Genomic DNA, 26,160 nt, shown 5'->3' with positions numbered 1-26,160 from the left:
GCGCCCCGCGGTCACGGAGCGGCCGCCGGCGGCAGTTCGACCAGCCCTTCGGGATGCGGCGCCAGCGTATCCTCGATCCCGTCGGGCAGCGGGATGCCATGCGCGTTCAGGGTCATCGAGACCATGCTGTAGTAGCCGACCAGCGCGGTCAGCTCGACGACGCCGCGCGCCGCCCAGCGCGCCACCACCGCATCGTAATGCGCGGCACTCACCCGGCCGGTCTGCATGAGTTCGCGGACGTATTCATAGACTTCGGCATCCGCCGCTTCCGCGAACACCGGCGGCTCGACGCGGCGGATCGCCTCGATGACCGTCTCCGGCAGGCCGGCGGCGGCGGCGGCGCGCGAATGCACCCACCATTCGATCAGGCTGGTGTAGCGCCGCCCGGTCATGATGATGGCCAGCTCGTTCAGCCGCTTCGGCAGCACGGTATCGTAGCGCAGGGTCTCGCCCAGCGCCGACCAGCGCTCGGCCAGCACCGGGCTGTGGATCACCGCGCGCAGCGGCCCGATCACCGTGCCGCGCGGGCCGGCGACGATGCCGTCATGCACGCGCGCCTGCTCGGCATCCATGGTGTCGCGGGCGGGGAGCGGGATGCGGGGCATTCAGATGATGTTCCGTTGGGTCAGATCGGCGAGCGCCTCGGCGGTCATGCCGAGTTCGCCCAGGATTTCGGCGGTGTGCTGGCCGAGCAGCGGCGGCGCCCGGTCAAACCGCAGCGGCGCCTCGGCGAAGCGCATCGGGCTGACGACCTGCGGCACCGTGCCGGCGAGCGGATGCGGCAGATGGCGCAGCATCTCCCGGTGCTTGAGTTGCGGGTCGTCGAAGACCTGCGGGATGTCGTTGATCGGGGCCGAGGGCACGCCGGCCGCCTCCAGCAGCGCGGTCAGCTCGGCCTTGGCGAAATCGGCGAAGCGCGCGGTCAGCAGCGGCGTCAGCGCGGCGCTGTTGGCCACGCGGTCGGGGTTCTTCACGAAGCGCGGGTCGGTGGCCCACTCCGCCCGGCCGATCGCCTCGCAGAGCTTGGCGAACTGCCCGTCATTGCCGACCGCCAGCACGAAATACCCGTCGGCGCAGGGGAAGACATCCTGCGGCTGGATGTTCGGGTGGCGATTGCCGCCGCGCTTCGGCGTCTTGCCCGAAACCAGCCAGTTCATCGCCTGGTTGGCCAGGAAGGCCGCCTGCACGTCGAGCATGGCGAGGTCGATGGTTTCGCCGATGCCGGTCTCCGCCCGGCGCGCCACGGCGGCCAGCACGGCGACGGTCGCATACATGCCGGTCATCAGATCGACGATCGGCACGCCGACTTTTTGGGGGCCGCCACCGGGTTCGTCGTCGCGCCCGCCGGTCACGCTCATCAGCCCGCCCATCGCCTGGATGGCGAAATCATAGGCGGCCTGTTCGGCGCGCGGCCCGTCCTGGCCGAAGCCGGTGACGGAGCAATAGATCAGCCGCGGGTTCAGCGCGCGCAGGCTTGCCGCATCCAGCCCATAGCGGGCGAGGGCGCCGGCCTTGAAATTCTCGATGACGATATCGGCGGTGGCGGCGAGGCCGCGGATGATCGCCTGGCCCTCCGGCTTGGCCATGTCCACGGTGACGGAGCGCTTGCCGCGATTGACCGACAGGAAATACCCGGCCTCGCGCGTCTTGCTGCCATCCTCGGCGGTCAGGAACGGCGGGCCCCAGGCCCGGGTGTCGTCACCGACGCCGGGGCGCTCGACCTTGACCACATCGGCGCCGAGATCGGCCAGGATCTGGGTGGACCAGGGGGCGGCCATGATCCGGCTGAGGTCCAGCACCCGGATGTGGGAGAGCGGTCCCTGGCGCGGCTCGGGCCCGGTTGGTTCAGGCATCATCGACCACCGCCGTCGCCTGCATCGAGGGCCGCGCCGCGAAGCCCGCGAACCAGCCCGCCAGCGCCGGGCGCGACGTGCGCCAGTCCAGATCGGGGAAGCGGAAATCGAGATAGGCGAGGGTGCAGGCGGTCGCGACATGCTCGATGCCAATGCGCGAGGCGGTCAGCGCCGGCACATCGGCGTCGATGTTGTCGAGGCAGGCCTCGACCTTGATCGCGAAGCTGGTGAGCCAGGCCGGCGTCTGGCGTGCCTCCGGCTTGTCGCGCTCGTTCCGCCACAGGATCAGCGCATCCAGCAACCCGTTCGCCAGGGCATGCCGCGTCAGCGTGCGCCAGCGGGCCGGCCCGGGGGGCGGGAACAATTGGCCGCCGCCGGCGAGATGGTCGAGGTATTCGCAGATGGTCAGGCTGTCGAACAGCACGGTGCCATCATCCAGCACCAAGGTCGGCAGCTTGCTCAGCGGGTTCTGGGGCATCAGGTCGAGGTTCGGCTTGACCATGGCGACCACGGTGCGGATCGTGGTGATGCGATCGGCGAGCCCAAGCTCATGCGCCGCGACCATGACCTTCCGCACGAAGGGCGAGCGTGGCGACCAATGGAGCTTCATGCGTTCCCCCCGAGCTTTTTACCCTATAGGCCGGTTCTATAGCCTTTCAACCGGGAGCGGCAAGGCTTGCCAGCTTGATATCGATCCGCACCAGGTCGCCGCGATAGACCCCATTGGCCAGCAGGATGAGGCAGCCATCCGGATCGACCGCGGCGCGGGCGACATGGGCGACCGGGGCATTGATCGGGATTTGCAGGAAGCTCGCGGCATCCACATCGGCCGCGCCGATGGTCAGCACCTGGCGCGCATCGGCGATGGTCACGCCGGGCAGGCTGGCGATCAGGTTCAGCGCGGTGCGGCTGGTCAGGTGCTCGGGCTCGACCTTCGGCCACAGCCGTTCGTCGAGATACACATCGGCGAGCAGGAAGGCCTGCCCGTCGCGCCAATGCCGCCGGCGCAGATGGCGATAGGCGGGGGCGGGGATGCCGAAGCCCTCGGGCAGCAGCGGCGGCAGGCTGCGCGGGGTGCTCGACAGGATCTCGATCACAGCACCCTCGCGGGAGCGCAGCAGGCCAGACCAGTCGGTCTGCACCTCGCACCACAGCCGCTCGGCCGGGGCCTTGCGGACGAAGGTGCCCTTGGCGCGGAAGCGCTGGATCAGCCCGTCTTCCTCCAGCTGGTCCAGCGCCTGGCGGATGGTGGCCCGCGCCACGCCGCATTCGGCGGCCAACTCATCCACCGTCGGGATGCGTTCACCGAGCTTCCAGACGCCGCTTTCGATCCTGCTTCGGAACAACGTCGCCAGTTGGATATAGCGCGACACGTTGCTGCGGGTCAGGTCCACCATCCCGGCCGGGCGCGGGCTGGGCGCGGAACTGGCTCCTGATCTGGAGTGCGACATGCCGGGAAACCCCTGATTGCAACAACGGGTGGTCGCGCATAATACTCGCTAAGAACCAAAAGGCCAGTCGAACAGCCTTTTCGCCTCGGGGAGTGGCGTATGCCGATTACTTACGACCTCATGCGGCAGGTCACGGCCCAGCTCTATAGCTGGTCGCTTAAAAAAGTACCGGATGACACGCTGGAGGCGCTGCGCCTGGCCCAGATCGCGGAAACGCATCCGGGGGCCAAGCGCACGTTGCAGATCCTGCTGAAGAGCGCGATCGCGGCCGAAACCTCGGACCGGCTGGTCTGCTCGGATTCGGGGGTGCCGGTGTATTTTGTCCAGCTCGGCACCGCCACGCGGCTGGAGGGCGACATCAAGCGCGCCATCCGCGACGGCTTCGATGAGCTGGTGCGCACGCACAAGCCGCCGCTGCTGAAGCATGTGACCAACCCGCTGACCAATGAGCGGGGCTACCACGGCAAGGACATGCCCCTGATCACCTGGGATGTCATGGACGGTGCCGATTATGTGGAGATCACCTGCCAGCCCAAGGCGCTCGGTTCCGGCCGCTGGGCGGCGCTGGAGATCTTCTCCTTCCCGACGCTGGAGACCATCGAAGCCTATGTGATGGACTGCGTGCTGAAGGCCGGTTCGCAGCATTGTCCGCCGGTGCTGATCGGCGTCGGCATTGGCGGCAGCTTCGATACGGCGGCCAAGCTCGCCAAGCTTTCGACCCTGCGCAAGCTCGGCTCGGTGAACCCGGAGCCGATCCTGCAGGCGATGGAGGAACGGCTGACCATCGCCGTGAACAAGACCGGCTTCGGCCCGATGGGGACGGGCGGGGACACCACCACCCTCGGCGTGCATGTGGATTACGCCTCCGGGCATGGCTTCACCCCGGTCGCGGTCTGCTTCAACTGCTGGATCAACCGCCGCACGCGGGCCCGCATCTACGATGACGGGCGCGTGGAGCGACTGGAATGAGCGAGTTCCGCGACCTCGCCTTGCCAATGGATGAGGCGGCGGTGCGTTCGCTGCGCGCGGGCGACATGATCACCTTGACCGGGGAGATCACCATCACCGCCGGGCTGCCGACCTTCCAGCGCATCGCGGACTACCTGGACCGTGGCGAGGCGCTGCCGAAGGACCTGACCGGCGGCACGCTGTTCCATTTGGGCAGCTACTCGCGGGAGACCGAGGCGGGGTTCGAGGTGCTCTACATGAACCCGACGACCAGCACCCGCTTCAACCCCTTCATGCCGCGCTTCATCCGCCAGTTCGGGCTGCGCGCGGTGGGCGGCAAGGGCGGGCTGGATGCGGCCAGCGCCAAGGCGATGCAGGAGGTGGGCTGTGTCTACCTCTCCTTCGTCGGTGGCGGCTGCCCGCTGCTCTCCGATGCCATCCGCGGCGTCGTCTCGGTGCATTGGAACGACCTGATCGCGCATTACCGCCTGGTGACCCTGCGGGTGGAGGCGCTGGGGCCGCTGACCGTGGGCATCGATGCGCATGGCAACAGCCTTTATGACCAGTTGCAGGATGATGCCCGCGCCCGCCTGCCGGAGATCATGGCCGGGCTGGCCGCCGCGCGGGGCGGTGCCGCGTGATCCTCTACCCGCCCTGGCCGGCCGGGGTCGAACCCGCGGTGCCCATCGTGAGCTATCCCAATACCTGGACGCATACGCCCTCGCTCGCGCCGATCCGCCGTCCCCTGACCTTGACCGAGGCGACGGGGCCGCTGGACCTGTCACGGAAACTACCCTGCGGCGAGCCCAACCTCGCCATGCCGCATCCGGGGCGCATGGCGCAGGGCCAGCTTATCCACGTCGCGGGCCGGGTGCTGGACGAGGATGCCCGGCCGGTCGCCGGCGCCATCGTGGAGCTGTGGCAGGCCAATGCGGCGGGGCGGTATTTCCACCCCATCGACCAGCGGGATGCGCCGCTCGATCCCAACTTCATCGGCAATGGTCGCGTCCGCACCGATGCGGATGGGGCCTATGGCTTCTTCACCATCCGCCCCGGCGCCTATCCGGTGCCGGTCGAGGATGTGTGGTGGCGGCCGCCGCATGTGCATTTTGGGGTGATCGGCCCCGCCAGCCTGACCCGGCTGGTGACCCAGATGTATTTCCCCGGCGATCCGCTGAACGCCTATGACCGTATCCTGCAATCCGTGCCCGACCCCGCTGCCCGCGACCGGCTGCTGGCCGAGGCGCTGCCGCCGGACCAGGTCGGCTCCGGCTGGCTGGGCTACCGCTTCGACATCGTGCTGCGCGGCCGGCGGGCGACACCCCCGGCATGACCCCCACCTCCCAGCACACCATCGGGCCATTCTTCCCGCGCACCTTCTTCCAGCCGGGCGACAACGACCTCACCCGCCTCGCGGCGGATGCGGCCCCGAGCACGCGGGGCGAGGCCATCCTCCTGCGCGGCCGGGTGTTGCGGGCGGGGGGCGTGCCTTGCGTCAACGCCGTGCTGGAGGCCTGGCAGGCCGATGCCTCCGGCCATTTCCGCCATCCGCTGGACCCGGGCGCAGCCGAGGCGGACCCCGATTTCTGCGGCTGGGGCCGGGCCTGGACCGATGCCGAGGGCGGCTATGAATTCCGCACCTTGTCGCCCGGCGGCTACGGAGATCGCGCGCCGCACATCAACCTGCACCTCATGGGCGCCGGGCTGATGCGCATGCTGCGGACCACGGTCTTCTTCCCCGGCGTTGGCGCCGATCCGGTGCTGGATCTGGTCCCGCCGGAGCGCCGTTCGCATCTCATCGCCCGGCCGGAGGGCGCCGGCCTCTTCCGCTTCGATCTGCTGCTGCGCGGCGACGCCGCCGACGAAACCCCCTTCTTCGAGGATTGAACCATGTTGGACGTCCATGAGGCGGGGCAGGGGCCGTGCCTCGTCCTGATCCCGTCGCTGGGGCGCGGGCAGGAGGATTACGACGGCATCGCGCCGGGTCTCGTCGCCGCCGGCTTCTCGGTGATCCGGGCCGAGCCGCGCGGGATCGGCGGCTCCACGCCGGCGGCGGCCGGGGCAACGCTGCATGATCTGGCGGCCGATCTCGCGGCGCTGATCCGGGCACCGGCGATCGTGGTCGGCCATGCCTTCGGCAATTGGATCGCCCGCGTTCTGGCGCATGACCGGCCCGAACTGGTGCGGGGGGTGGCGATGCTCGCCGCCCTGACCGGAACCGGCACCGACCCGGCTATCCGCCAGCACATCAACGGCTCCTTCGACCCGTCGCTGCCCGATGCGGAACGGCTTGTGCATCTCCAGACCGCCTATTTCGCGCCTGGCCATGATGCGCGGGTCTGGCTGCCCGGCTGGCACCCCGCCGTCGCACGGGCGCAGCGGGCGGCCTCGGCCGCCACCACCGGCACGGGCTGGCTGCGGGCGGGGGAGCGGCATCCGCTGCTCTACGTCGCCGCCGCCCAGGATGCGATCGCGCCGCTGCCGAGCGAGGCGGAGGTCCGCGCCGCCCTCGGCCCCCGTGCCATCCGCGTCGTGATCGAGGATGCGGGCCATGCCCTGCTGCCCGAACAGCCGCAGGCGGTGATCGAGGCGCTGGTGAGCTTTGCCCGCTCGCTGCCCTGATCAGAGGACAGCGCGAACTGCACCGCCGACAGCACCGCAAGCACCCAGACCGCGCCATGCACCTCGCCGGCGCGCCCGGCCAGGGTCTTGATCGCGGCATGGACGATGAAGCCGAGCCCGATGGCGATGGAGAAGGTGAAGGGCATCGCCAGCGCCGAGAGGACCGCCGGCAGATATTCCGTCTCATCCTCCCAGGCGAGCGAGCGCAGGCTCTGCGCCATCAGGCAGGCGACGAAGATCAGCGCCGGGGCGCACCGCCTCCATCATCGCCCCCCCTATCGGCCAGCAACGCCCGGCCAAGCCGTTTTCAGGGAAGGATCCAGACGCGAATTCCGGGCCCTGGGGATCATCGGAACCAGGAATCGGCCTTGGCGACGAAGACCGTGTCGTTGAAGAACAGGCAGAAGCGGTCGATGTGGTTGGGCGTGCTGCGCAGCTTCCATCGATTGGCCTCATCCCGGACCAGGCTGCCGGCATTGTAGGAGGCGGCCACCAGAGGAGGCTGGAAATCCGTCTTGTCGCGCTGCGAGAAGATGTAGCGGACCCCGGCCTCGATGCTCAGCGCCGGGTCTTCCAACTCATCGGCGGCAACGGTGCGGCCGAGCATATCGCTGGCCGTCCCCTCCAACGTCTGCATCAGCCCGACCGAGCGTCGTCCGTCCGGCTCGGTCCGCGACGCCTTGGCATTGCCGCGGCTCTCGGTCGCGATGGTGGCGACCACAAGCTCCGCGGGCACGCCGATCCGGCCGCTCGCCTCCAGGATCAACGGGCCGAAGTCGCGCCAGATGCGGCGCACGGTCACGGGCTCCCCCACGGTGCGCTGGGGCTCGGTATCGCCCTCGGCGAGAACGCCCTCCGCCGTCACGCGCCAGCCGCAGCCATCGGGGAACTGGCGGCGCATCGCCGGGCTGGCCGGCACCGCCGGCAGCGAACCCCGTGCCACGGCGTCGCGGGCGGGTGCCGGGGCGACGATCTGGCGCATCACGAAGCGGGTCTGCTCGGACTGGCTGGTCATGGCGCGTTCGGCCTGGCTGGCCAGCGCCTCGTCCTTCTTCTTGCTGCCGGCGGAGGAGCCGAGCCAGAAGTTCCGCACATCGCCGAAGGCCAGGGTCAGCGCGCCGAGCAGCAGGGCGAGCAGCTCCCGCACCGTCTGGTTGCCCGTCGTCGTCTCCGGCGGGCCGCCGGAGATCAGGGTGATGAGGACGGCGAAGAAGCCGATGGTGATGATGAGCGACAGAAATCCGGGCGCCGCCTTCACCCACCAGGTTTCGGAGGTGAGGGCGGCGCGGGCCGAGGTCACGTTCTCCAGATCGGCTTGCAAGGTCGCAAGCTGCACCTGGGTCGCAAGCTGGTTCATCTCGCGCGCGAATTCGGCGGCCTTGGCGGGGTCGGCCTGCATGGCGGCATTGACCCTGGCCGGGTCCTCGGCGCCGAACACCCGCTGGGCGACGGTGGTGACCTGGGTCGCGACCTGCTCGGCGACCTCGGCGCCCGCCTTGCCGTCGGCCGCATTGCCGATCAGCCGCGCCGCGAGCGGCGCGATGGCGGATATGAGCGGCAAAAGAGCAAGTATCGGCATGAGCGCCCCCCGGTCCCGCCGTGCTGGAGGTATCCAACGTTACGGTAACGCTAAGGCCGGCGCGAATTCGATGTCCAGTCGATTCGATGAGGCCGCAACGCAAAAGGGCCGCGCCTTGCGGCGCGGCCCTCCCGCGAGCCGACCCTGTTGGGGTCAGACCGAGTAGTACATCTCGAACTCGACCGGGTGCGGGGTGTGTTCGAAGCGGTACACCTCCTGCCACTTGATCTCCATGTAGCTGTCGATCTGGTCCTTGCTGAACACGTCGCCGGCCAGCAGGAAGTCATGATCGGCTTCGAGAGCGCCCAGGGCCTCACGCAGCGAACCGCAGACGGTCGGGATGCCCTTCAGCTCCTCCGGCGGCAGGTCGTAGAGGTCCTTGTCCATCGGATCGCCGGGGTGGATCTTGTTCTTGATCCCGTCCAGGCCCGCCATGAGCATGGCGGCGAAGGCGAGGTAGGGGTTCGCGGTCGGATCCGGGAACCGCACCTCAACGCGCTTGGCCTTGGGGTTCGTCGCATAGGGGATGCGGCAGGAGGCCGAACGGTTGCGGGCGGAATAGGCCAGCAGCACCGGCGCCTCGAAGCCCGGGATCAACCGCTTGTAGCTGTTGGTCGAAGCGTTCGTGAAGGCATTCAGCGCCTTGGCGTGCTTGATGATGCCGCCGATGTAGTAGAGCGCCTCGTTGGACAGATCGGCATAGCCGGTGCCGGCGAAGACGGGCTTGCCGTTCTTCCAGATCGACTGGTGGACATGCATGCCAGAGCCATTGTCGCCATAGATCGGCTTCGGCATGAAGGTCGCCGTCTTGCCGTAGCTGTGGGCGACATTGTGGATCGCGTACTTGTAGATCTGCATGTGGTCGGCCTGCGTCAGCAGCGGGCCGAACTTGGTGCCGAGCTCATGCTGCGACTGCGCCACCTCATGGTGGTGCTTCTCGCCGATCACGCCCATTTCCATCATGGTCGAGAGCATTTCGGCGCGCAGGTCGACTTCGGTATCCACCGGGTTCACCGGGAAATAGCCGCCCTTGACGCCCGGGCGATGGCCCATGTTGCCTTCGGGATAGTCCTTCATGTTGGCGCCCGGGCCTTCGATGCTATCGAGCTGATAGCTGCCGAAATTGCCGCCGGTGCCGAACTTGACGCTGTCGAAGATGAAGAACTCGGCCTCGGGGCCGAAGAAGGCGGTGTCGCCGATCCCGGTCGCCTTGAGGTAGGCCTCGGCCTTCTTGGCCGTGCCGCGCGGGTCACGGTTGTAGAGCTGGCCGGTCGAGGGCTCGATGATGTCGCAGAACAGGATCAGCTGCGGCTTGGCGCTGAACGGGTCCATGCAGGCGTTCAGCGTGTCCGGCATCAGGATCATGTCGGATTCGTTGATGGCCTTCCAGCCGGCGATCGACGAACCGTCGAACATCAACCCCTCGGTGAACACTTCCTCCGTGACGGTGGAGACGTGCTGCGCCGTGTGCTGCCACTTCCCACGCGGGTCGGTGAAGCGGAAATCCACGTACTCGACGTTGTTTTCCTTGATCATTTCCATGATCACGGACACGCCGTCCGGTACCGCGGGTGCTGCTGCGGGCTTCTTCGCCATCCTGATCCCCTGTCTCTCTCTATCGTCGTCAGTCGTTCTACATGCCGGCGCGCTGGCCGCGACGGTTTGCCGGGGGACCGCCCCCGGCCCGCGACCGCGCCCAGGGGCGCGCCCGCAAACCCGATGCCACACCGCCCGCACACCCTCTGGCGCGGGCGTGGGTCAACCCTGTGTCAGACCGCGTCTTCGCCCCGTTCGCCGGTGCGGATGCGGATGACCTCGGACACCTCGGAGACGAAGATCTTGCCATCGCCGATGCGCCCGGTCCGGGCGGCGGCCGTGATGGCCTCGATCGCGCGGTCGGCCAGGTCATCGCTGCAGACCACCTCGATCTTCACCTTCGGCAGGAAATCCACGACGTATTCGGCGCCGCGGTAGAGTTCGGTGTGGCCCTTCTGGCGCCCAAACCCCTTGGCCTCCACGACGGTCAGGCCCTGCAGCCCGATCTCGTGCAGCGCGTCCTTCACCTCGTCCAGCTTGAACGGCTTGATGATGGCCTCGATCTTCTTCATCCGGTGTCCGATCTCCATCCCTTGGGCCGAGGGCAGCCGTTTTCCGCGGCCGTGCGGGCCCACAAGCCACGCCGATGTGTTGCACGCCCCGTGCCGCTGCGGCAACGCCGAGCATAGCGGAAAATGCTGAAATGCCCCGCCATTTCCGCCGCGTCGCGGAGCAGACTGCCCGTTCCGCGGGCAGTCGGCATCTCAGGCCGCTCGCGCCCCATTGCACCGCGGGGAATCTGGCGACATCTTCCTGCTCTTGCCCGGGGCCGGGGCGGGGGCTTCGGCCCTGATCGTCGGGCCAGCATACGGCCTTCGCGGACAGTCATGCAGCCCCAGAACACCCTCCTCGCCTCCACCGGCACCACCATCTTCACCGTCATGTCGGCGCTTGCGACCGAACATCAGGCGATCAACCTCGGCCAGGGCTTCCCGGACGTGGACGGGCCCGACGATGTGGTCCAGGCCGCCGCCGACGCGCTCTGGGACGGGCGGAACCAGTATCCGCCCCTGAGCGGCGTGCCGGAACTGCGCCAGGCCGTGGCCACCGCCAATGCCCGATTCTATGGCCTGGCCGTCGATCCGGCGACCGAGGTCGTCGTCACCTCCGGCGCGACCGAGGCGATCACCGCCTGCCTGATGGCGGTGCTGAACCCCGGCGATGAATGCGTGCTGGTCGAGCCGCTTTACGACACCTATCTGCCGGTCGTGCGGATGCTGGGGGCGATCCCCAGGCTGGTCCGCCTCACCCCGCCGAAATGGGAGTTCCCCCGGGCGGAATTCGCCGCGGCCTTCGGGCCGAAGACCAAGGCGGTGCTGCTGAATTCCCCGGGCAACCCCACCGGCAAGATCTTCACCGCCGCCGAGCTCGCCTTCATCGCCGATGTGGTGCAGCGCCACGACTGCTACGCGGTCTGCGACGAGGTCTATGAGCATTTGACCTTCGACGGCTGGAACCACATCCCGCTGATGACCCTGCCGGGGATGCGGGAGCGCTGCATGCGGATCGGCAGCGCCGGCAAGACCTTCTCCCTCACGGGCTGGAAGGTCGGCTACGTCACCGCCGACAAATCCCTCGCGGCCACGGTCGCCAAGGCGCACCAGCTCCTGACCTTCACCACGCCGCCGAACCTGCAACGCGCGGTCGCCATCGGGCTGGCCAAGGACGATGCCTATTTCGCGGGCCTGTCCTCGGCGCTGGCGGCCAAGCGCGACCGGCTGGCCGAGGGGCTGGCGCGGCTCGGCTTCGGCGTGCTGGAGGCGCGGGGCTCCTATTTCATCACCGCCGATTTCCGCCCCTTGGGCTTCGCCGGCGATGACGTGGACTTCTGCCGGGCGCTGACGGTGGAGGCCAAGGTCACCGCGATTCCCGTCTCCGCCTTCTACGCCGGGCCGGACGCGCCGGCGCATTTCGCCCGCTTCGCCTTCTGCAAGAAGGAGGCGGTCCTGGATGAGGCGCTGGCGCGCATCGAGGCCTGGATCAAGCGCCGCGCCCAGGACGTCGTCGCCGCCTGACAAGCGGCCGACCAGACTGACGGTTGACGGGGCGGAATGCCCGCCCTATTCCGCCCCCAGGATGGCGGCCATAGCTCAGCTGGCAGAGCGTCGGCTTGTGGTGCCGGATGTCACGGGTTCGAGCCCCGTTGGTCGCCCCATCCTACCCCCGGAGACAGATGATGATCATTCGCCTCGATGGCCGCCGCGCTCTCGTGACGGGGGGCAGCCAGGGTCTCGGCTATGCCGCCGCCGAGGGGTTCCTCAAGGCCGGCGCCAGCGTCGCCCTGGTCGCCCGCGGCGCCGAGGCGCTGGAGGCGGCGCGGCAGGCGCTGTCGCCCCTCGGCCCGGTCATCGCCGTTTCCGCCGATGTTTCGACCGCCGAGGGCTGTGCGGCCGCCCATGCGGCGGTTGAGGCCGCCTTCGGCGGCGTCGATATCCTGGTCAACAATGCCGGCACCAGCACCCGTGGGCCGTTCCCGACGGTCACCGATGCGATGTGGCAGGCGGATCTGGACCTGAAGCTCTTCGCCGCGATTCGCCTCACACGGCTTGCCTGGGCGGGCATGGTCGAACGGGGCTGGGGCCGCGTCATCAACACGCTGAACACCGGCGCCAAGGTGCCGCTGGCCCAGGGCGCGCCGACCGCGGTCTCCCGCGCCGCGGGGCTCTCGCTGACCAAGATCCTGGCCAATGAGGGGGCGCCGCATGGTATCCTGGTCAATGCCATCCTGATCGGCATCATCGAGAGCAACCAGTGGCACAAGCGCCACGCCGCCGCCGTTGCCGCCGGCAGCAACCAGAGCTGGGACGACTGGGCGGCCGAAGCCCGGCGCGCGGTGCCGCTCGGCCGGCTCGGCAAGGCCGAGGAATTCGGCAATCTCGCGACATTTTTGGCCTCGGACGCCTCGGGTTACACCACCGGCACGGCGATCAACCTGGACGGCGGGCGCACACCCGTCGTCTGATACAGGGCGGCGCACGCGCGCCCGTAGATGAGAGGAGCCCGGCCATGGCCCGCCAGATTGCCGACCGTGCCGACCTGCTGCCGGCGCTGACCGAGCTGTTTCGTTCCGAGGGCTACGAGGGCGTTTCGCTTTCCAGCATCGAGGCAGCCTCGGGGCTGGCGCGCGGCTCGCTCTACCATCTCTTCCCCGGTGGCAAGGCGGAGATGGCCGCCGCCGTCCTGGCCGATGTCGAGGCCTGGTTTCAGCAGCATGTGCTCGTCCCGCTGGCACGGGAGCCCGCGGCGCGGGGCATCGCCCTTATGGCCGATGCGATGGAGACCTGCTTCGTCGGCGGGGAAAAGGGCTGTGTCTTCGCCGTCTTCGCCCTGGCCGGAAAATCCGCCCGCTTTGCCGCCGAGCTGAAGCGCTTCTTCGGGAACTGGCAGGATGCGCTGGCGGAGGCGCTGATCCGCGCCGGCCAGCCGCCCGCCTCGGCCCATGCCGCGGCGGAGGCGCGCATCGCCGATCTCTATGGTGCGCTGGTTCTCTCCCGCGCGATGGATGATCCCGAGCCTTTCGGGCGTGCGCTCGCACGGCTGCGGACCTTCGATGCCGCGGCCCTGGTGCCCGGCTAAGCCGTCGCCGCTAGCCGCCCGACCTTCTGGCTGTTAAGGCCCCCCGGCGCAAAATTGGGAGCAAGCGGCCATGGCCAAGGACCTTACAGTCGGAATCGCGGGGCTGGGCGCCATCGGGCTGCATCTCGCCCGCGCGCTGGATGCCGGCGTGCCGGGGCTGCGGTTGATCGCCGTCGCGGCGCGGGACCAGGCCAAGGCCGCCGCGACCATCGCCACCTTCCGCACCCCGCCGCGCCTCGTTGGGCTGGCCGAGTTGGCCGAGGCCGACATCGTGGTCGAGGCCGCCCCCGCCGCCGTCTTCGAGACCGTCGCCACCGCGGCGATCGAGGCAGGGCGCATCTTCGTCCCTTCCAGCGTTGGCGCCTTGCTGCCGCGCATGCATCTCGTGGAACGCGCCCGCGCCACCGGGGCCCGCATCATCGTGCCGACCGGCGCGCTGCTGGGGCTCGATGCCGTGCGTGCCGCGGCCGAGGGCGAGGTCGCGACCATCACCATCGAGACCCGCAAGCCGCCGCGCGGATTGCTGGGCGCGCCCTACCTCGAGCAGCACGGCATCGACGTCACCGCGATGACGGTCAAGACCCTGGTCTTCAAGGGCAACGCCTTCGATGCGGCGCAGGGCTTCCCTGCCAATGTGAATGTCGCCGCCGCCCTGGCGCTGGCCGGTATCGGGCCGGAGCGGACCATGGTCGAGATCTGGGCCGATCCCGAGGTGACCCGCAACACCCACACCATCCGCGTGGAGGCCGCCGCCGCGCGGCTGACCATGACGATCGAGAACGTGCCGAGCGAGGAGAACCCCCGCACCGGCAAGATCACGCCGCTGTCGATCCTCGCCTGCATGCGCGGGCTGACGGCGACCTTGAAGGTCGGCTCCTGAGCCTCGCTGCGGGGGGGGGGCGGCGAAAATCGGCGCCCACGCGGCTTCCGCAAGCCGGGCGGGGGCGGCAAGCTCGCTGCCATGAACAGCACAGCCCCCGCCCTCGCCCTGGATTTTGATCCCGATGCCCTGCTCGCGGGGCTTCGCCCCTGGGTGGAATGCGAAAGCCCGACCTTCGCCGCCCCGGCGGTAAACGCCATGACGGCGCTGGCGGCGGCCATGCTCGCCCCGCTCGCCCCGGTGGTGACGCGCTTCCCCGGCACGCTCGGCCTCGGCGATACGCTGCGGCTCGACCTGCCGCATCCTGACCGGGGCCGGGTGCCCGGGCTGCTGGTGATGGCGCATCTGGATACGGTGCACCCGATCGGCACGCTGGCGGCGCTGCCGTTCCGCATCGAGGCCGGGCTCTGCTACGGCCCCGGCATCTGCGACATGAAGGGCGGCACCTTCCTCGCCTTCGCCGCCCTGCTGGCGCTGGCCAAGGCCGGCATCCCGACCGCGCGCCCCGTGAGCATCCTGCTGACCGGGGACGAGGAGATCGGCAGCCCCTCGACGCGCGCGCTCATCGAGGCGGTGGCGGCCGAGCACGCCGCGATCCTGGTCCCCGAGCCCGCGCGGCCGGATGGCGACAGCGCGATGGGCGGCGTCGTCTCCGGCCGCTACGCCATCGCGCGCTTCAACCTGCGGACCACGGGCCGGCCGAGCCACGCCGGCAGCACCTTGTCGGAAGGCCGCAGCGCGATTCGCGAGATGTGCCGCCTGGTGCCGCAGATCGATGGCATGACGACCGAGGCCGCGACCTTCTCCGTGGGCGTCATCCATGGCGGGCAATGGGTGAACTGCGTCGCCACCACCTGCGAGGCCGAGGCATTGTCGATGGCCCGGCGGCAGGAGGATCTGGATGCCGCCGTCACCGCCATGCTGGCCTTGCGCAGCAGCGGCGATGGCGTCGGGCTTGAGGTCCGCCGCGGCGTCACCCGCCCGGTGTGGGAGCCCGATGCGGGGGTGATGCGGCTGCATGGCCTGGCCGAATCGCTGGCGGCCCAGCTTGGGTATCGCCTGCCCCATGGCAGTGCCGGCGGCGGGTCGGATGGGAATTTCACGGGAGCATTGGGACTGCCCACGCTGGATGGCCTGGGCGTGCTGGGCGCGGGATATCACACGCTGCAGGAGCATATCCGCATCGACAGTCTGGTGCCGCGTGTCCGGTTGCTTGCGGGGTTACTTACCTCGGCGTGAATATCCCGCAATATCACGGGATTATCGTGCAAAATTCAACCATTTTGCTAAATCTCGGCCGCTCTCTCAAGGACCTCCTCCATGCGACGTCTTGTTCTTCTCGCGCTGCTGCCGCTGTTGCTGGGCGGCGGCGTTGCCCAGGCCCAGTCCAATCCGCTGACCGGATCGGGCTCGGGCGTGATGCATGGCAGCTCGCCGATGGCGACCGGCCAGGATCTGAATTCCGCGACCGGCGCCGCCCGCGCGCCCACCACCCGCACCCAGGAATTGCGCAGCCGCAGCCGCGCCGAGGCCGCCCGCACCCGCGCCCAGGCCCGCCCGCACCACGCCCGCACCCGTGCGCCGCGCGCTCCGCGCACCACCCCGCCCGCCTTGAATTAGGCGCCACGGAGCGCCGGCGGTGACCGCCGCCGGCGCCCGCCTGGCCTGGACGCGCATGCCGGGCAATCTGCGCGGCATGGCGCTGATGGCGGCCGCGGCCGTTATCTTCTCGGTCGAGGTGCTGTTCATCCGCTGGATGAATGATCGCGGCATTCCGGTCGCGACCCAGCTCCTGGTGCGTGCCCTTGGCCAGTTCGTCTGGATCGCGCCGCTGCTGCTGGGGGGCGGCGTTGCCGTCTTCCGCACCGCCCGGCTGCCGATGCACCTGTTCCGGGGCGCCTGTTCGCTGGCGACCTGGGGGCTGTATTTCCTCTCCTTCCGCTACCTGGATCCGGCGACGGGGACGGTGCTGTCCTTCACCAATGTGATGTTCACGACCATGCTGGCGGCCCCCCTGCTGGGCGAGGCGGTGGGGCGCGCGCGCTGGGCCGGCACCTTGATCGGGCTGTTCGGGGTGGCGGTGATGCTGCGGCCGGGGGCGGGGATCGATCCGCTCGGCGCGGCCATCGCCATCGGCGCCGCGATCTGCTGGTGCGGCATCACGTTGACCTCGCGGATGCTGACCCGGACCGAGCGGACGCAGACCGTCTTCGCCTGGGTCGGGCTGGTCACCAGCCTCGGCGCCGCGCCCTTCGCCATCGCCACCTGGATGCCGCTTGGCCTCGGCGATGTGGCGGTGCTGGCGGTGTTCGGCTGCGTGACCCCGGCGATCCTGTGGCTGATCACCGAGGCGCTGCGTGCCGGCGAGGCCTCGGCCGTGGCGCCGCTGCAATATCTGCGGCTGCCGATCGTGGCTTTGGCCGGCTGGCTGATCTGGGGGCAGGTGCCCGATGCTGCGGCCTGGGCGGGGGCGGCGGTGATCCTGGCGGGGGCGGTGATCGTGACGGTGGCGGAGGCGCGCGCCGCGTCTCAGGCCGCGAACCGGCAGGCGGCCAGTGCTGCCTCCAGCGGCGCGGGATCGAAGCCGAAGTCGCCATAGCCGACACGAATGATGTCGGCATAGGCGCGGGTCGGCGGCCCGTGCCGGCCGGCACATTCCAGATAGACCAGCGCCTCACGCCCATCCGGCAAAGGCAGGGGCGCGCGGCGGTAGGAGTCGGGCACGCCCTCGAAGACGTCGAGCGCGGTGACGCAGTCCTCCGTCACCGCCCAGATCCCGATCGGCACCATCGCCTCCGGGGCTTCCTCGATCACCGCCCAGGTGCGGAAGCCCAGGCGCCATCCGGGCACCATCACCCCGCCCACGACGCGGGCGGCGGGGCAGCGGGCGGCCATCTGGGCGTGGCTGAGGTTGGAGCCATAGGCGGCGTAAAGCATGGTCGGCATGTCGTGATCCCAGATGGCGCGGCGCGGCGGCTGCGGCAAGGATGCCCGCCATGGTGATCCTGCTGCAATCGGCGCCCCTGCTGCTGCTCCTGGCCTTGCTGCTCTCGGGCCGGGCCTCGCCGCCTGTCGCCTGCCTCGTGGCGCTGGCGGCGGCGGTGCCGGCGGTGGTGGTGTCGCTGCCGGCCGGCGTGGCGGTGCCGGGGTTCCTGGCGGCGGAGGCGCTGCGGGCGCTGTTCCTGGCGGTGCAGCCGATCGGGGTGGTGACGGGCGGGCTGCTGTTCCATGCCGCGGCCGGCGCCAACCCCCAACCCGCCGCGGCGCCCCCGGACGCGCGGCGGGTCTTCGTCGCCTGCTTCCTGGCGGGCGCCTTCGTCGAGAGCGTCACCGGCTTCGCCGTCGGCGCGGTCTTCGCGCTGGCCTCGCTGCGGGGGATGGGGCTGCGGGGGCCGCAGGCGGGGGCGTTGGCGCTGCTGGCGCTGTGCCTGGTGCCCTGGGGCGGGCTGGGGCCCGGCACGGCCCTCGGCGCCGCGCTGGCGGGGCAGCCGGCGCAGGACTTCGCGGCGATGACCGCCTGGTTCCAACTGCCCTGGCTGCTGTGCCTGGTGCCGCTGTTCTGGGCGCTGTCGCGGCGGGCGGGGATACCGGTGCCGGGGCGGGAGAAGCTCGCCCAGCTTGGCTTCATGGTCGTGGTCTGCCTGCTGCTGCTGGCGGCCAACCGCTTCGGGCCCTTCGAGGCGGCGGGGATCGTCGCCTCCGGCCTGCCGCTGCTCTGGGCGCTGTGGCGGCTGGCGCTGCCGCGCGATGCGGAGGCGTGGTCGCGCGCGGCGCGGCTGCTCGGCCCCTGGGCGGGGTTGGTGGCGGCGCTGCTGCTCGCGCGGTCCTGGCACGGGGCGCCGGCGTGGCAGCCCTATGCCGGGCTGCCGGCGGTGCCCATCACCCATGTCGCGGTGGTGCTGTGGCTGGCGGCGGCGGTGCTGCTGGCGCCGCTGCCGGACGGGCTTTTGCGCGCACGGGCGGCGCTGGCCCGGGCGCGGCGGCCGGCGACGGCGATGCTGCTCTATGTGCTCCTGGCCGGCTGGCTCGCCCGATCGGGCGCGGCGCAGGGCCTGGCGCTGGTGCTGGCCGACACGCTGGGCTCTGCCGCCGGCTATGCGCTGCCGCCGCTCGGGGTGCTGGCGGGGGTGGTCACCGGCAGCAATGTCGGCAGCAACTCGGCGCTGCTGCCGGTGCAGATGGGCCTGGCCCATGCCGTCGGGCTGCCGGCGCTGCCGGCGGCGGCGCTGCACAACTTCATGGGCTGCGCTTCGGCCGGGATGGGCTTCACGGTGATGGCGCTGATCTGCGGGCTGCTGGCCGATGGCACCCGGCCCGTGCAACTCTGGCGGCTGCTCTGGCCCTCTTTCGCCGCCATGCTGGCGGTGGGCTGGGCGGGGGTGGCGATCATGGGGGCGGGTCTTGGCTGAACGGGCGGCGCGGGCGCATCTGGCGCGGGATCCGGTGCTGGCGGGCGTCATTGCGCGCATCGGGCGGTCGCGGCTGGCCACGGTGAAGCGCGAACCCTATGAGGCGCTGATCCGCGCCATCGCCCATCAACAGGTGCATGGCCGCGCCGCCGAGGCGATGCTCGGCCGGCTGCTGGCCAACTTCCCCGAGGCCGAGTTTCCCAGCCCAGCCGCGATCCTGGCGCTGCCCGATGGCGCGCTGCGGGCCTGCGGCTTCTCGGGCTCCAAGGTCGCGGCCATCATCGACATCGCCCATCACGCCGCCGGCGGGCATGTGCCGAGCCGGCGCGGCTGCGCCCGGATCTCCGACGAGGCGCTGATCGAGCGGCTGGTCGCCATCCGCGGCGTCGGCCGCTGGACGGTGGAGATGCTGCTGATCTTCACCCTCGGGCGGGAGGATATCCTGCCGGTCGATGATTTCGGCGTGCGCGAGGGCTACCGCATCGCCGCCGGGCTGGAGGTCCAGCCCAAGCCGAAGGAGCTGGGCGCGATCGGTGCCGCCTGGGCGCCGCATCGTTCCACGGCGGCCTGGTATCTCTGGCAGGCGGCAAATGCGGCCAAGGTCAAGGACAAGGGCGCTACCGTGCGGGCGGCGGCGGGAACCGCACCTTGAATGCGGTGCTGACACGACGGACCGCCATGCTCGGCGCCGCCGCCGTGGCCGCCGGCGGCTATGGCGGCTGGCTTGAACCGCAGAGGCGGCTGAGCGTCGCGCGCTACCGGCCGGATGTGCCGGGCTGGGGCGGCAGGGCGCCGCTGCGGATCGTCATGCTGTCCGATATCCATGCCGGCGAGCCGGTGATGCCGGCCGCGCGCGTTGCCGCGGTGGTGGCGCGGGCCAATGCGCTGCGGCCGGACCTGATCCTGCTGCTGGGCGATTTCGCGGGGCATGACCGCTTCGTCTCCGCGCTGGTGCCGATGGCGACCATCGCCGGGCTGCTCGGCGGGCTGCGGGCGCCGCTCGGCGTGCATGCGGTGCTCGGCAATCATGACTGGTGGGACGATCCGCAGGCCAGCCCGCAGTACCCGCCGGCCTGTGTCGAGGCGCTGGCCGCGGCGGGGGTGAGCGTGCTGCGGAACGGCGCGCTGCGGCTGCGCGATGGCGCGGATGGATTTTGGCTGGCGGGGTTGGACAGCCAGACCGCCTTTCACGAGACCGGCGCCGATGACCTGCCGCGCGTGCTGGCCGCGCTGGAGGATGACGCCCCGGCGATCCTGATGGCGCATGAGCCGGATATCTTCGCCCGCGCCACGCCGCGCTTCGCCATGCAGCTTTCGGGGCATACCCATGGCGGGCAGATCCGCTTGGCCGGATGGTCGCCGCGGGTGCCCTCCGCCTATGGCAACCGCTACGCCTATGGGCTGGTGCGGGAGGAGGGGCGAAGCCTCGTCGTCTCCGGAGGCTTGGGCTGTTCGACGCTGCCGGTGCGCTTCGGCGTGCCGCCGGAGATCACGCTGGTGGAGGTGGCGTGACGCCTTCCTCGGCCAGGCGCTGCTTCAGCAGGGATTTCGGCACCTTGCCGTAGCCTGATTTCGGCAGGCTGTCCCAGAAGACGAAGACCTGCGGATGCTTGTAGCGGGCGAGGCGCGCTTGCAGATGCGCGCGGATCTCGGCTTCCCCGACCGGCGCGCGCGCGACCAGGCAGGCGACGCCGACCTCGCCCCATTTCGGGTGCGGGATGCCGACCACGGCGCATTCGGCGATGGCGGGGTGCAGCAGGATCGCTTCCTCGATCTCGCGCGGATAGACGTTGCTGCCGCCGGAGATGAACATGTCCGAGGCGCGGCCGGTGATGAACAGGAAGCCGCGCGCATCCAGGTATCCGATGTCGCCGGTATGGAACCAGCCGCCCGTGAAGGCTTTTTGGCTCGCCTCGGGATTTTCGAAATAGCCGGCGAAGACGGCGGGGCCGCGCACGCAGATCTCCCCGGTCGTCTCGGGCGGCAGGCGGGCGCCGGTCGCGTCCAGGATGCCGATCTCCATGCCCGTGCGCGCCATGCCGCAACTGCCGGGCGCGAGGTCGTGCTGGTCCGGGCGCAGCACGGTGATGTTGCCGGTGACCTCGCCGAGGCCGAAGTACTGCGTCATCGCATGGCCCATCAGTTTTCTCGCGCGGTCCTGGTCGGCGCGGTACATCGGGGCACCCGCATAGATGACATGGCGCAGCGACGACGCATCGGCATCGGCGGGGGCGCCATCGCACAGTGCCATCAGGATCGTCGGCACCGTGAACATGTTGGTCACGCGATGTTGGGCGATCAGGCCCCAGGCGATGGGGACATCCAGCGCCTCGCCGGGCAGCAGGATGCTCGGCGCACCCCGCGCGACATTGGCCAGCGCATGGATGCCCGCGCCGTGGGAGAGCGGGGCGATGACCAGCGAGGCGCCGTGCTCGGTCAGCCCCGGCATCAGATCGGCAAGGTGATTGGTCACCACAAAGCCCATCTGGCCATGCGTCAGCACCGCCGCCTTGGGCCGCCCGGTGGTGCCGCTGGTGAAGAAGAACCAGCAGGGCGTGTCGGCGGAAACCGGCGCTTCATGGTCGGGCGGCGGCGGCGTCACGGCGGCGAGGGCGGCCTCGTAGTCCCGCTCATGCGCCCGCGCATCGCCGACCGCGAGGATGCAGCGCGCCGAGGGCACCGCATCGGCATGGGCGGCGAAACCCTGGTCGCGGATCATCGCCACCGGGCGGCTGTCGGTCGCCAGGATCGCGACTTCCGAGGGCGTGAGCCGGAAGTTGGTCGGCACCCAGATGGCGCCAAGCTTGAAGCAGGCCCAGAGGCTCTCGAACATCGCAGCGCTGTTGCGGCTATGGACCAGCACGCGATCGCCGGGGGTCACGCCATTCTCGCGCAGCACCTGGGTCAGCCGATCGACGCGGGTATCGACCTCCGCCCAAGCCCAGACGCGGTCGCGCCAGATGAGCCCGGGCGCATCCGGCAGCCGCCGTGCCGTCTGGGTGAGCAGGCGGCCGAGGTTGGCAGCCATCATGCGGCCAAAGCGACGCGGGGCGCGAAGGACTGCGCATCGGCCAGGTCCCAGGCGCGGGCGAAGCGCGGATCGCTGGTCCCGCGCAGCAACTCGCCAGGTGCCAGGCGCGGGTAGAGCTCGGCGAAGCTGCGGCTCTCCTGCTGCGATACGCGGCGGGTGAAATGCTCGGGGCTGAGCTGCGAGGGATGGTCCAGCCCGGCGGCGGCCACCAGCTCGGCCAGCGCATGCAGGGTCGCGTGGTGGAACTGGAAGACGCGGGTCTGCTTGTCCTCCACCACCAGGGCGCGGGCGCGGGTCGCGTCCTGCGTCGCGACGCCGGTCGGGCAACGATCGGTATGGCAGCTCAAGGATTGGATGCAGCCGAGCGAGAACATGAAGCCCCGCGCCGAATTGCACCAATCGGCCCCAAGCGCGAAGGCGCGCGCCATGTCGAAGGCGGAGGCGATCTTGCCGCTGGCGCCGATGCGGATGCGATCGCGCAGCCCGACGCCGATCAGCGCCGAATGGACGAAGGAGAGGCCCTCCCGCAGCGGCATCCCGATATGGTCCATGAATTCCAGCGGCGCCGCCCCGGTGCCGCCTTCCTTGCCGTCCACCACGATGAAGTCGGGGGTGATGCCGGTTTCCAGCATCGCCTTGCAGATCGCCAGGAACTCCCAAGGATGGCCGATGCAGAGCTTGAAGCCCGCGGGCTTGCCGCCCGACAGGCGCCGCATCTCGGCGATGAAGCGCATCATCTCGACCGGCGTGCCGAACGCCTTGTGCCAGGAGGGTGAGATGCAATCCTCCCCCATCCCGATGCCGCGCGTGGCCGAGATTTCCTCCGTCACCTTGGCCGCGGGCAGCACGCCGCCATGGCCGGGCTTGGCGCCCTGGCTCAGCTTCAGCTCCACCATCTTGATCTGCGGGTTGATCGCGGTGGCGGCGAAGCGCTCGGCGGAGAATTCGCCGGCGGCGGTGCGGGCGCCGAAATAGCCCGAGCCGATCTCCCAGATGATGTCGCCGCCATTCTTGCGGTGATGCGGGCTGTAGCCGCCCTCGCCGGTGTCATGCGCGAAATTGCCGCGCTTGGCACCGGCGTTCAGCGCCAGGATCGCATTGGCCGAAAGCGAGCCGAAGCTCATCGCCGAGATGTTGAAGACCGAGGCGTCATAGGGCTGCGTGCAGTCCGGCCCGCCGATGGTGACGCGGAACGCCTCGGGGTTGGGCGCGCGCGCCGCCATGGAATGGTTCAGCCATTCGAAGCCATCGGCGTAGACGTCGTATTGCGTGCCGAAGGGCCGCTTGTCCGGGTCCATCTTCGCGCGCTGATAGACCAGGGCACGCTTGTCGCGGCTGAAAGGGGCGCCGTTCTTCTCATCCTCGAAGAAGTACTGGCGCATCTCCGGGCGGATTTGCTCCATCAGGAAGCGCAGATGCGCTGCGATGGGATAGCTGCGCAGGATCGCGTGGCGGGGATCGAACAGATCGGACATGCCAAGCGCGGTCAGCCCCACCGCCACCGCCAGCAGCAGCCAGAGCCAGGCCGTGGCCCCGAAGGCCAGGGCGATGGCCGAGGCCAGCGCACAGGCGATGACGAGGGTGAGGGTGATGTAGCGGGGCGTGAACGGCAGCAGCAAGAAGGGCATCGGCGCGTGATCCTGGGCAAGGGTGCGCCGAGCCTAACCCGGCAGAAGAATTTCCGCTCGTGAAGCTCCTCAGACGGGAAACTCAGACGGGGCGGTCGCCCTTCTCCACCTTCAAGGTCCGGTTGTCGGCGGCCGGCAGCATGCGGGCCGGGTCGCGGGTGACGATGATGTCCAGCACCGTCGGCGTTTCGGTGTTCGCAAGGCCCGCGCGCAAGGCGTCGGCAAGCTGCTCCGGGTCTTCCACGCGGATGCCCTTGCACCCCATGGCTTGTGCGATGGCGGCGTAATCCATCTCCACGAGGTCGGAGGACTGGTAGGCCCCAGGTCCGAACACCGCATGCTGCAACGCCTTCACATAGCCCGATGCGGCGTTGTTGAAGACGCAGACGACCAGCGCCGCCCCCACGCGCCGCGCGGTCTCAAGGTCACCGAGGCTCATGTTGAAGCCGCCATCGCCGGTCATGGCGACCACGCGCCGGGTCTTGCCGACGCCGAGCTGCGCCCCGATCCCGCCCGGGACACCATAGCCGATGCTGGCAAAGCCGCGATCGGCCACAAAACCGCGCCCGGCCTGCTTGGTGTCGAACAGCAGCCCGCCCCAATGCCCGGCGAAGCCGCCATCGGCGACCAGCACGGCATCGGCGGGCAGGATGCGGTTCAGCTCGCCCATCAGCCGGCCGATGTTGATCGGGCGCTCGGTCGCCTCCAGTTTTTCACGCGCGGACTCGCGCCAGGCGTCCATGCGGACCGGCACCTGCGCGGTCCAGGCCGCGCGGTGGGCTGCATCGCCGCCGAGCGCCGCACGCAGATCCTCAAGCCCGCAGCGCGCATCGCCCACCAGTGCCACATCGGCGCGGGTGGTGCGGCCGATCTCCTCCGCCACCACGTCCAGATGGATCAGCGGCGTGCCACCGTTGAACAGGGAAAACCGCTTGGTCGCGATCTCGCCGAGCTTGCAGCCCACCACCAGCAGGCAATCGCTTTCGGCGATCATCGCATTGGCGATGCGGTCATAGCGGCCGAAGACGCCGGCGCTGAGCGGATGCGTGCAGGCGATGGCGCCCTTGCCCGACATGGTATGGGCGACGGGAATGCCCTCGGCCTCGGCGAGGGACAGCAGCGCGCCATAGGCCTCCGAGATATGCACCCCGCCACCCGCCAGGATCAGCGGCCGTTCGGCATGGGCGAGCAATGCGGCGGCGCGGGCGATATCCTCGGCGGCGGGGCGGGAGCGGCGGGCCTGCGCCTTCAAGGTGCCGGGATCGACCCAGAAGTCATCGGCGTCGAAGTCGAAGCTGCCATGGGCGATATCCTCCGGCACATCGATCACCACGGGGCCGGGGCGGCCGGAGGTGGCGACGGCGAAGGCGCGGCGGAACAGCTCGGGGATACGCTTGATGACCTCGACGCGGATCACCTCCTTGGCCAGCGGGCGCAGCACTTCGAGCTGCCGCGCCTCCTGCGTCATGTTCTTCCAGGAAAATTCGCGATTGGTGTCGCCGGTGATGCAGATCATCGGCATGCCGGCGTTGAAGGCCTCGGCCATGCCGGTCGCGAGGTTGGTCGCACCCGGCCCGAGCGTGCCATCCGCGACACCCGGCCGGTTGGTCACCCGCGCGTAGGCATCCGCCGCGAAGGCGCCGCAGCGTTCGTCGTTGATGAGGTAATGCCGCAGCCCCAGCCGCCGGCAGGCATCGTAGAAGGGCAGCAGCTGGAAGCCGCCCATGCCGAACATCGGCCCGGTCTCGTGCAGGCGCAGCATTTCGGCCATCGCCTCGCCGCCGGTCATGGTGCGGGTCGCATTCGCAGTCGGCATCAGGGTTTCCTATCGAGGAACAAAGAGACAAAATCCTGGCAGGTCTGGCCGATGCGGCCCCCTGCGGCGGCGGCGGTGTCGTTCACGGCGCTGATGAAGCCGTCATTCCAGGTGGACAGCGCCTCGCCGATCCGGGCGGAGAAGCAGGAGACGGCCGCCCCCGCGATGCCGCGCGCATCCAGCGCCGGCAGCCGCGTCGTGGCACTCCCCGCATCATTGTAGATGGCGACACGCACATCGGCCTTCACCGCCGTGGCGGCGCGGCCGCCGAGCAGGGCGCAATGGCTGCCGGTGACGATGATGCTGCCGGCGTCCGAGGGTTTCACCAGGCTGTTGGAATCCAGCCCCCAGACGCCCGCGCGCAGCAGATGCCGGGCTTCCTCCATCGGCGGGGCGGGCGGGGCAGGGGGCAAATAGGCGGCGAGCAGGCGGTCCAGCGCTGGGCCGCAGCCCATGCCGGGATGCAGGCCGAGCGCCGCGGCGGCGGCATTCACGACCGAGAGGCGCCCTTCGGCCAGCAACGCCGCGCCATCGCCGATCGGCGCGCCGGTACAGGCCGCGGCGGGAATGGTCAGGCCTTCCAGCCCCGCGACGCCCGCGCGCTCCCGCCCGATCCCGGCATCATGCAGCAGCAGCCCCGCGACCCCGCGCGCGGCCGCATAGGCAGCGGCATAGCCGCCGCCATGGCTCGCGCACAGCGCCACTTGCCCGCGCGCTTCGGCGCCAAGCTCGGTCACGCTGTCCCGTATGAGGGCGCCGTTTCTCTCCACG

27 protein-coding genes and 1 tRNA gene are annotated in these 26,160 nt (G+C 70.0%); 16 read left to right on the top strand and 12 right to left on the bottom strand.

Going from position 1 to position 26,160, the window contains the following annotated elements; all coding sequences use genetic code 11:
* Positions 1–11: 11 nt before the first annotated feature.
* Genes C8P66_RS10575 through C8P66_RS10560 form a run of 4 tightly spaced genes read right to left on the bottom strand, consistent with a single transcriptional unit; the run spans position 12 to position 3,250 of the window.
* Positions 12–605 carry a carboxymuconolactone decarboxylase family protein gene (locus tag C8P66_RS10575; protein WP_111398215.1) on the bottom strand — a complete coding sequence of 198 codons (594 nt, stop codon included), beginning with the start codon at positions 603–605 and terminating at the stop codon, positions 12–14.
* Complete coding sequence (locus C8P66_RS10570; protein WP_245903421.1) at positions 606–1,856, bottom strand: CaiB/BaiF CoA transferase family protein; 1,251 nt, start codon at positions 1,854–1,856, stop codon at positions 606–608. It lies immediately after the preceding gene.
* The gene (locus C8P66_RS10565) at positions 1,846–2,463 is read right to left on the bottom strand and encodes a glutathione S-transferase family protein (RefSeq protein WP_111398214.1); all 618 of its coding nucleotides are present in this window, start codon (positions 2,461–2,463) and stop codon (positions 1,846–1,848) included. The genes C8P66_RS10570 and C8P66_RS10565 overlap by 11 nt, the downstream gene beginning before the upstream one ends.
* Before the next feature lie 46 nt (positions 2,464–2,509).
* Positions 2,510–3,250: a GntR family transcriptional regulator gene (locus C8P66_RS10560; protein ID WP_245903420.1), complete on the bottom strand. Its 741-nt coding sequence runs from the start codon at positions 3,248–3,250 to the stop codon at positions 2,510–2,512.
* A gap of 153 nt (positions 3,251–3,403) precedes the next feature.
* Here C8P66_RS10560 and C8P66_RS10555 point away from each other — a divergent pair, with 153 nt between their 5' ends.
* From C8P66_RS10555 to C8P66_RS10535, 5 genes are read left to right on the top strand one after another with little or no spacing between them, the layout of a single operon-like run.
* The gene (locus C8P66_RS10555; RefSeq protein ID WP_111398213.1) at positions 3,404–4,273 is read left to right on the top strand and encodes a fumarate hydratase; all 870 of its coding nucleotides are present in this window, start codon (positions 3,404–3,406) and stop codon (positions 4,271–4,273) included.
* Complete coding sequence (locus tag C8P66_RS10550; RefSeq protein WP_111398212.1) at positions 4,270–4,893, top strand: fumarate hydratase C-terminal domain-containing protein; 624 nt, start codon at positions 4,270–4,272, stop codon at positions 4,891–4,893. The genes C8P66_RS10555 and C8P66_RS10550 overlap by 4 nt, the downstream gene beginning before the upstream one ends.
* A complete protein-coding gene (locus tag C8P66_RS10545) occupies positions 4,890–5,585 on the top strand; it encodes a dioxygenase family protein (RefSeq protein WP_211314106.1) in 696 nt (231 codons plus the stop codon). Before C8P66_RS10550 ends, C8P66_RS10545 begins: the two co-directional genes overlap by 4 nt.
* Entirely contained in the window at positions 5,582–6,139 is a 558-nt protein-coding gene (pcaG, locus tag C8P66_RS10540) for a protocatechuate 3,4-dioxygenase subunit alpha (RefSeq protein WP_111398211.1), read from the top strand. The genes C8P66_RS10545 and pcaG overlap by 4 nt, the downstream gene beginning before the upstream one ends.
* Positions 6,140–6,142: 3 nt before the next feature.
* Positions 6,143–6,874, top strand: coding sequence for an alpha/beta fold hydrolase (locus tag C8P66_RS10535; RefSeq protein WP_111398210.1), 732 nt, complete (start codon positions 6,143–6,145; stop codon positions 6,872–6,874).
* 346 nt (positions 6,875–7,220) lie between these two features.
* Here C8P66_RS10535 and C8P66_RS10525 read toward each other — a convergent pair whose 3' ends face one another.
* From C8P66_RS10525 to C8P66_RS10515, 3 genes are all read right to left on the bottom strand, one after another.
* A complete protein-coding gene (locus C8P66_RS10525) occupies positions 7,221–8,435 on the bottom strand; it encodes a lytic transglycosylase domain-containing protein (protein ID WP_158537197.1) in 1,215 nt (404 codons plus the stop codon).
* 171 nt (positions 8,436–8,606) lie between these two features.
* Positions 8,607–10,049: a type I glutamate--ammonia ligase gene (glnA, locus tag C8P66_RS10520; protein ID WP_111398208.1), complete on the bottom strand. Its 1,443-nt coding sequence runs from the start codon at positions 10,047–10,049 to the stop codon at positions 8,607–8,609.
* Positions 10,050–10,222: 173 nt separating this feature from the next.
* The gene (locus C8P66_RS10515) at positions 10,223–10,561 is read right to left on the bottom strand and encodes a P-II family nitrogen regulator (protein ID WP_111398207.1); all 339 of its coding nucleotides are present in this window, start codon (positions 10,559–10,561) and stop codon (positions 10,223–10,225) included.
* Positions 10,562–10,876: 315 nt separating this feature from the next.
* Here C8P66_RS10515 and C8P66_RS10510 point away from each other — a divergent pair, with 315 nt between their 5' ends.
* The 8 genes from C8P66_RS10510 (at position 10,877) to C8P66_RS10475 (ending at position 17,104) form a co-directional block, all read left to right on the top strand.
* Positions 10,877–12,064 carry an aminotransferase gene (locus C8P66_RS10510; RefSeq protein WP_111398206.1) on the top strand — a complete coding sequence of 396 codons (1,188 nt, stop codon included), beginning with the start codon at positions 10,877–10,879 and terminating at the stop codon, positions 12,062–12,064.
* Positions 12,065–12,128: 64 nt separating this feature from the next.
* Positions 12,129–12,204, top strand: a tRNA-His gene (locus C8P66_RS10505).
* Between the two features lie 21 nt (positions 12,205–12,225).
* Positions 12,226–13,011 (top strand): SDR family oxidoreductase, encoded by a 786-nt coding sequence (locus tag C8P66_RS10500; RefSeq protein ID WP_111398246.1) that lies wholly within the window; start codon positions 12,226–12,228, stop codon positions 13,009–13,011.
* A gap of 44 nt (positions 13,012–13,055) precedes the next feature.
* A complete protein-coding gene (locus tag C8P66_RS10495; protein WP_111398205.1) occupies positions 13,056–13,625 on the top strand; it encodes a TetR/AcrR family transcriptional regulator in 570 nt (189 codons plus the stop codon).
* Between the two features lie 70 nt (positions 13,626–13,695).
* The gene (locus C8P66_RS10490) at positions 13,696–14,505 is read left to right on the top strand and encodes an aspartate dehydrogenase (RefSeq protein ID WP_111398204.1); all 810 of its coding nucleotides are present in this window, start codon (positions 13,696–13,698) and stop codon (positions 14,503–14,505) included.
* Positions 14,506–14,586: 81 nt separating this feature from the next.
* On the top strand, positions 14,587–15,744 hold the full coding sequence (locus tag C8P66_RS10485; RefSeq protein WP_111398203.1) for a M20/M25/M40 family metallo-hydrolase: 1,158 nt from the start codon (positions 14,587–14,589) through the stop codon (positions 15,742–15,744).
* 81 nt (positions 15,745–15,825) lie between these two features.
* Positions 15,826–16,125, top strand: a complete 300-nt coding sequence (locus C8P66_RS10480) for a hypothetical protein (protein WP_111398202.1) — start codon at positions 15,826–15,828, stop codon at positions 16,123–16,125.
* A 19-nt stretch (positions 16,126–16,144) separates the two neighbouring features.
* Positions 16,145–17,104, top strand: coding sequence for a DMT family transporter (locus C8P66_RS10475; protein ID WP_245903419.1), 960 nt, complete (start codon positions 16,145–16,147; stop codon positions 17,102–17,104).
* On the opposite strand, the gene C8P66_RS10470 is transcribed toward C8P66_RS10475, so the two are convergent.
* The gene (locus C8P66_RS10470; RefSeq protein WP_146422810.1) at positions 17,035–17,451 is read right to left on the bottom strand and encodes a gamma-glutamylcyclotransferase family protein; all 417 of its coding nucleotides are present in this window, start codon (positions 17,449–17,451) and stop codon (positions 17,035–17,037) included. The two genes, C8P66_RS10475 and C8P66_RS10470, sit on opposite strands and share 70 nt — an antisense overlap.
* Positions 17,452–17,501: 50 nt before the next feature.
* Between C8P66_RS10470 and C8P66_RS10465 the strand changes: the two genes are divergently transcribed.
* The 3 genes from C8P66_RS10465 to C8P66_RS10455 are packed head-to-tail and all read left to right on the top strand — an operon-like array spanning position 17,502 to position 20,426.
* Complete coding sequence (locus C8P66_RS10465) at positions 17,502–18,914, top strand: hypothetical protein (RefSeq protein ID WP_146422808.1); 1,413 nt, start codon at positions 17,502–17,504, stop codon at positions 18,912–18,914.
* Positions 18,907–19,566 carry a DNA-3-methyladenine glycosylase family protein gene (locus tag C8P66_RS10460; protein ID WP_245903417.1) on the top strand — a complete coding sequence of 220 codons (660 nt, stop codon included), beginning with the start codon at positions 18,907–18,909 and terminating at the stop codon, positions 19,564–19,566. Before C8P66_RS10465 ends, C8P66_RS10460 begins: the two co-directional genes overlap by 8 nt.
* 26 nt (positions 19,567–19,592) lie before the next feature.
* Entirely contained in the window at positions 19,593–20,426 is an 834-nt protein-coding gene (locus tag C8P66_RS10455) for a metallophosphoesterase (RefSeq protein ID WP_111398198.1), read from the top strand.
* Here C8P66_RS10455 and C8P66_RS10450 read toward each other — a convergent pair.
* The 4 genes from C8P66_RS10450 to C8P66_RS10435 all read right to left on the bottom strand — a co-directional run bounded on the left by C8P66_RS10450 (position 20,404) and on the right by C8P66_RS10435 (position 26,159).
* On the bottom strand, positions 20,404–21,945 hold the full coding sequence (locus tag C8P66_RS10450) for an AMP-binding protein (protein ID WP_111398197.1): 1,542 nt from the start codon (positions 21,943–21,945) through the stop codon (positions 20,404–20,406). The two genes, C8P66_RS10455 and C8P66_RS10450, sit on opposite strands and share 23 nt — an antisense overlap.
* On the bottom strand, positions 21,942–23,573 hold the full coding sequence (locus C8P66_RS10445; protein ID WP_111398196.1) for an FMN-binding glutamate synthase family protein: 1,632 nt from the start codon (positions 23,571–23,573) through the stop codon (positions 21,942–21,944). The genes C8P66_RS10450 and C8P66_RS10445 overlap by 4 nt, the downstream gene beginning before the upstream one ends.
* Before the next feature lie 82 nt (positions 23,574–23,655).
* The gene (locus C8P66_RS10440) at positions 23,656–25,389 is read right to left on the bottom strand and encodes a thiamine pyrophosphate-binding protein (RefSeq protein ID WP_111398195.1); all 1,734 of its coding nucleotides are present in this window, start codon (positions 25,387–25,389) and stop codon (positions 23,656–23,658) included.
* Entirely contained in the window at positions 25,389–26,159 is a 771-nt protein-coding gene (locus C8P66_RS10435; RefSeq protein ID WP_111398244.1) for a hypothetical protein, read from the bottom strand. The genes C8P66_RS10440 and C8P66_RS10435 overlap by 1 nt, the downstream gene beginning before the upstream one ends.
* Position 26,160: the final 1 nt, after the last annotated feature.

Origin of the sequence: Humitalea rosea, assembly GCF_003253705.1 — a bacterium.
GTDB lineage: Bacteria > Pseudomonadota > Alphaproteobacteria > Acetobacterales > Acetobacteraceae > Humitalea > Humitalea rosea.
The sequence above is the reverse complement of the archived record's forward strand: the minus strand, read 5'-3'. Positions and strand labels throughout refer to the sequence as shown.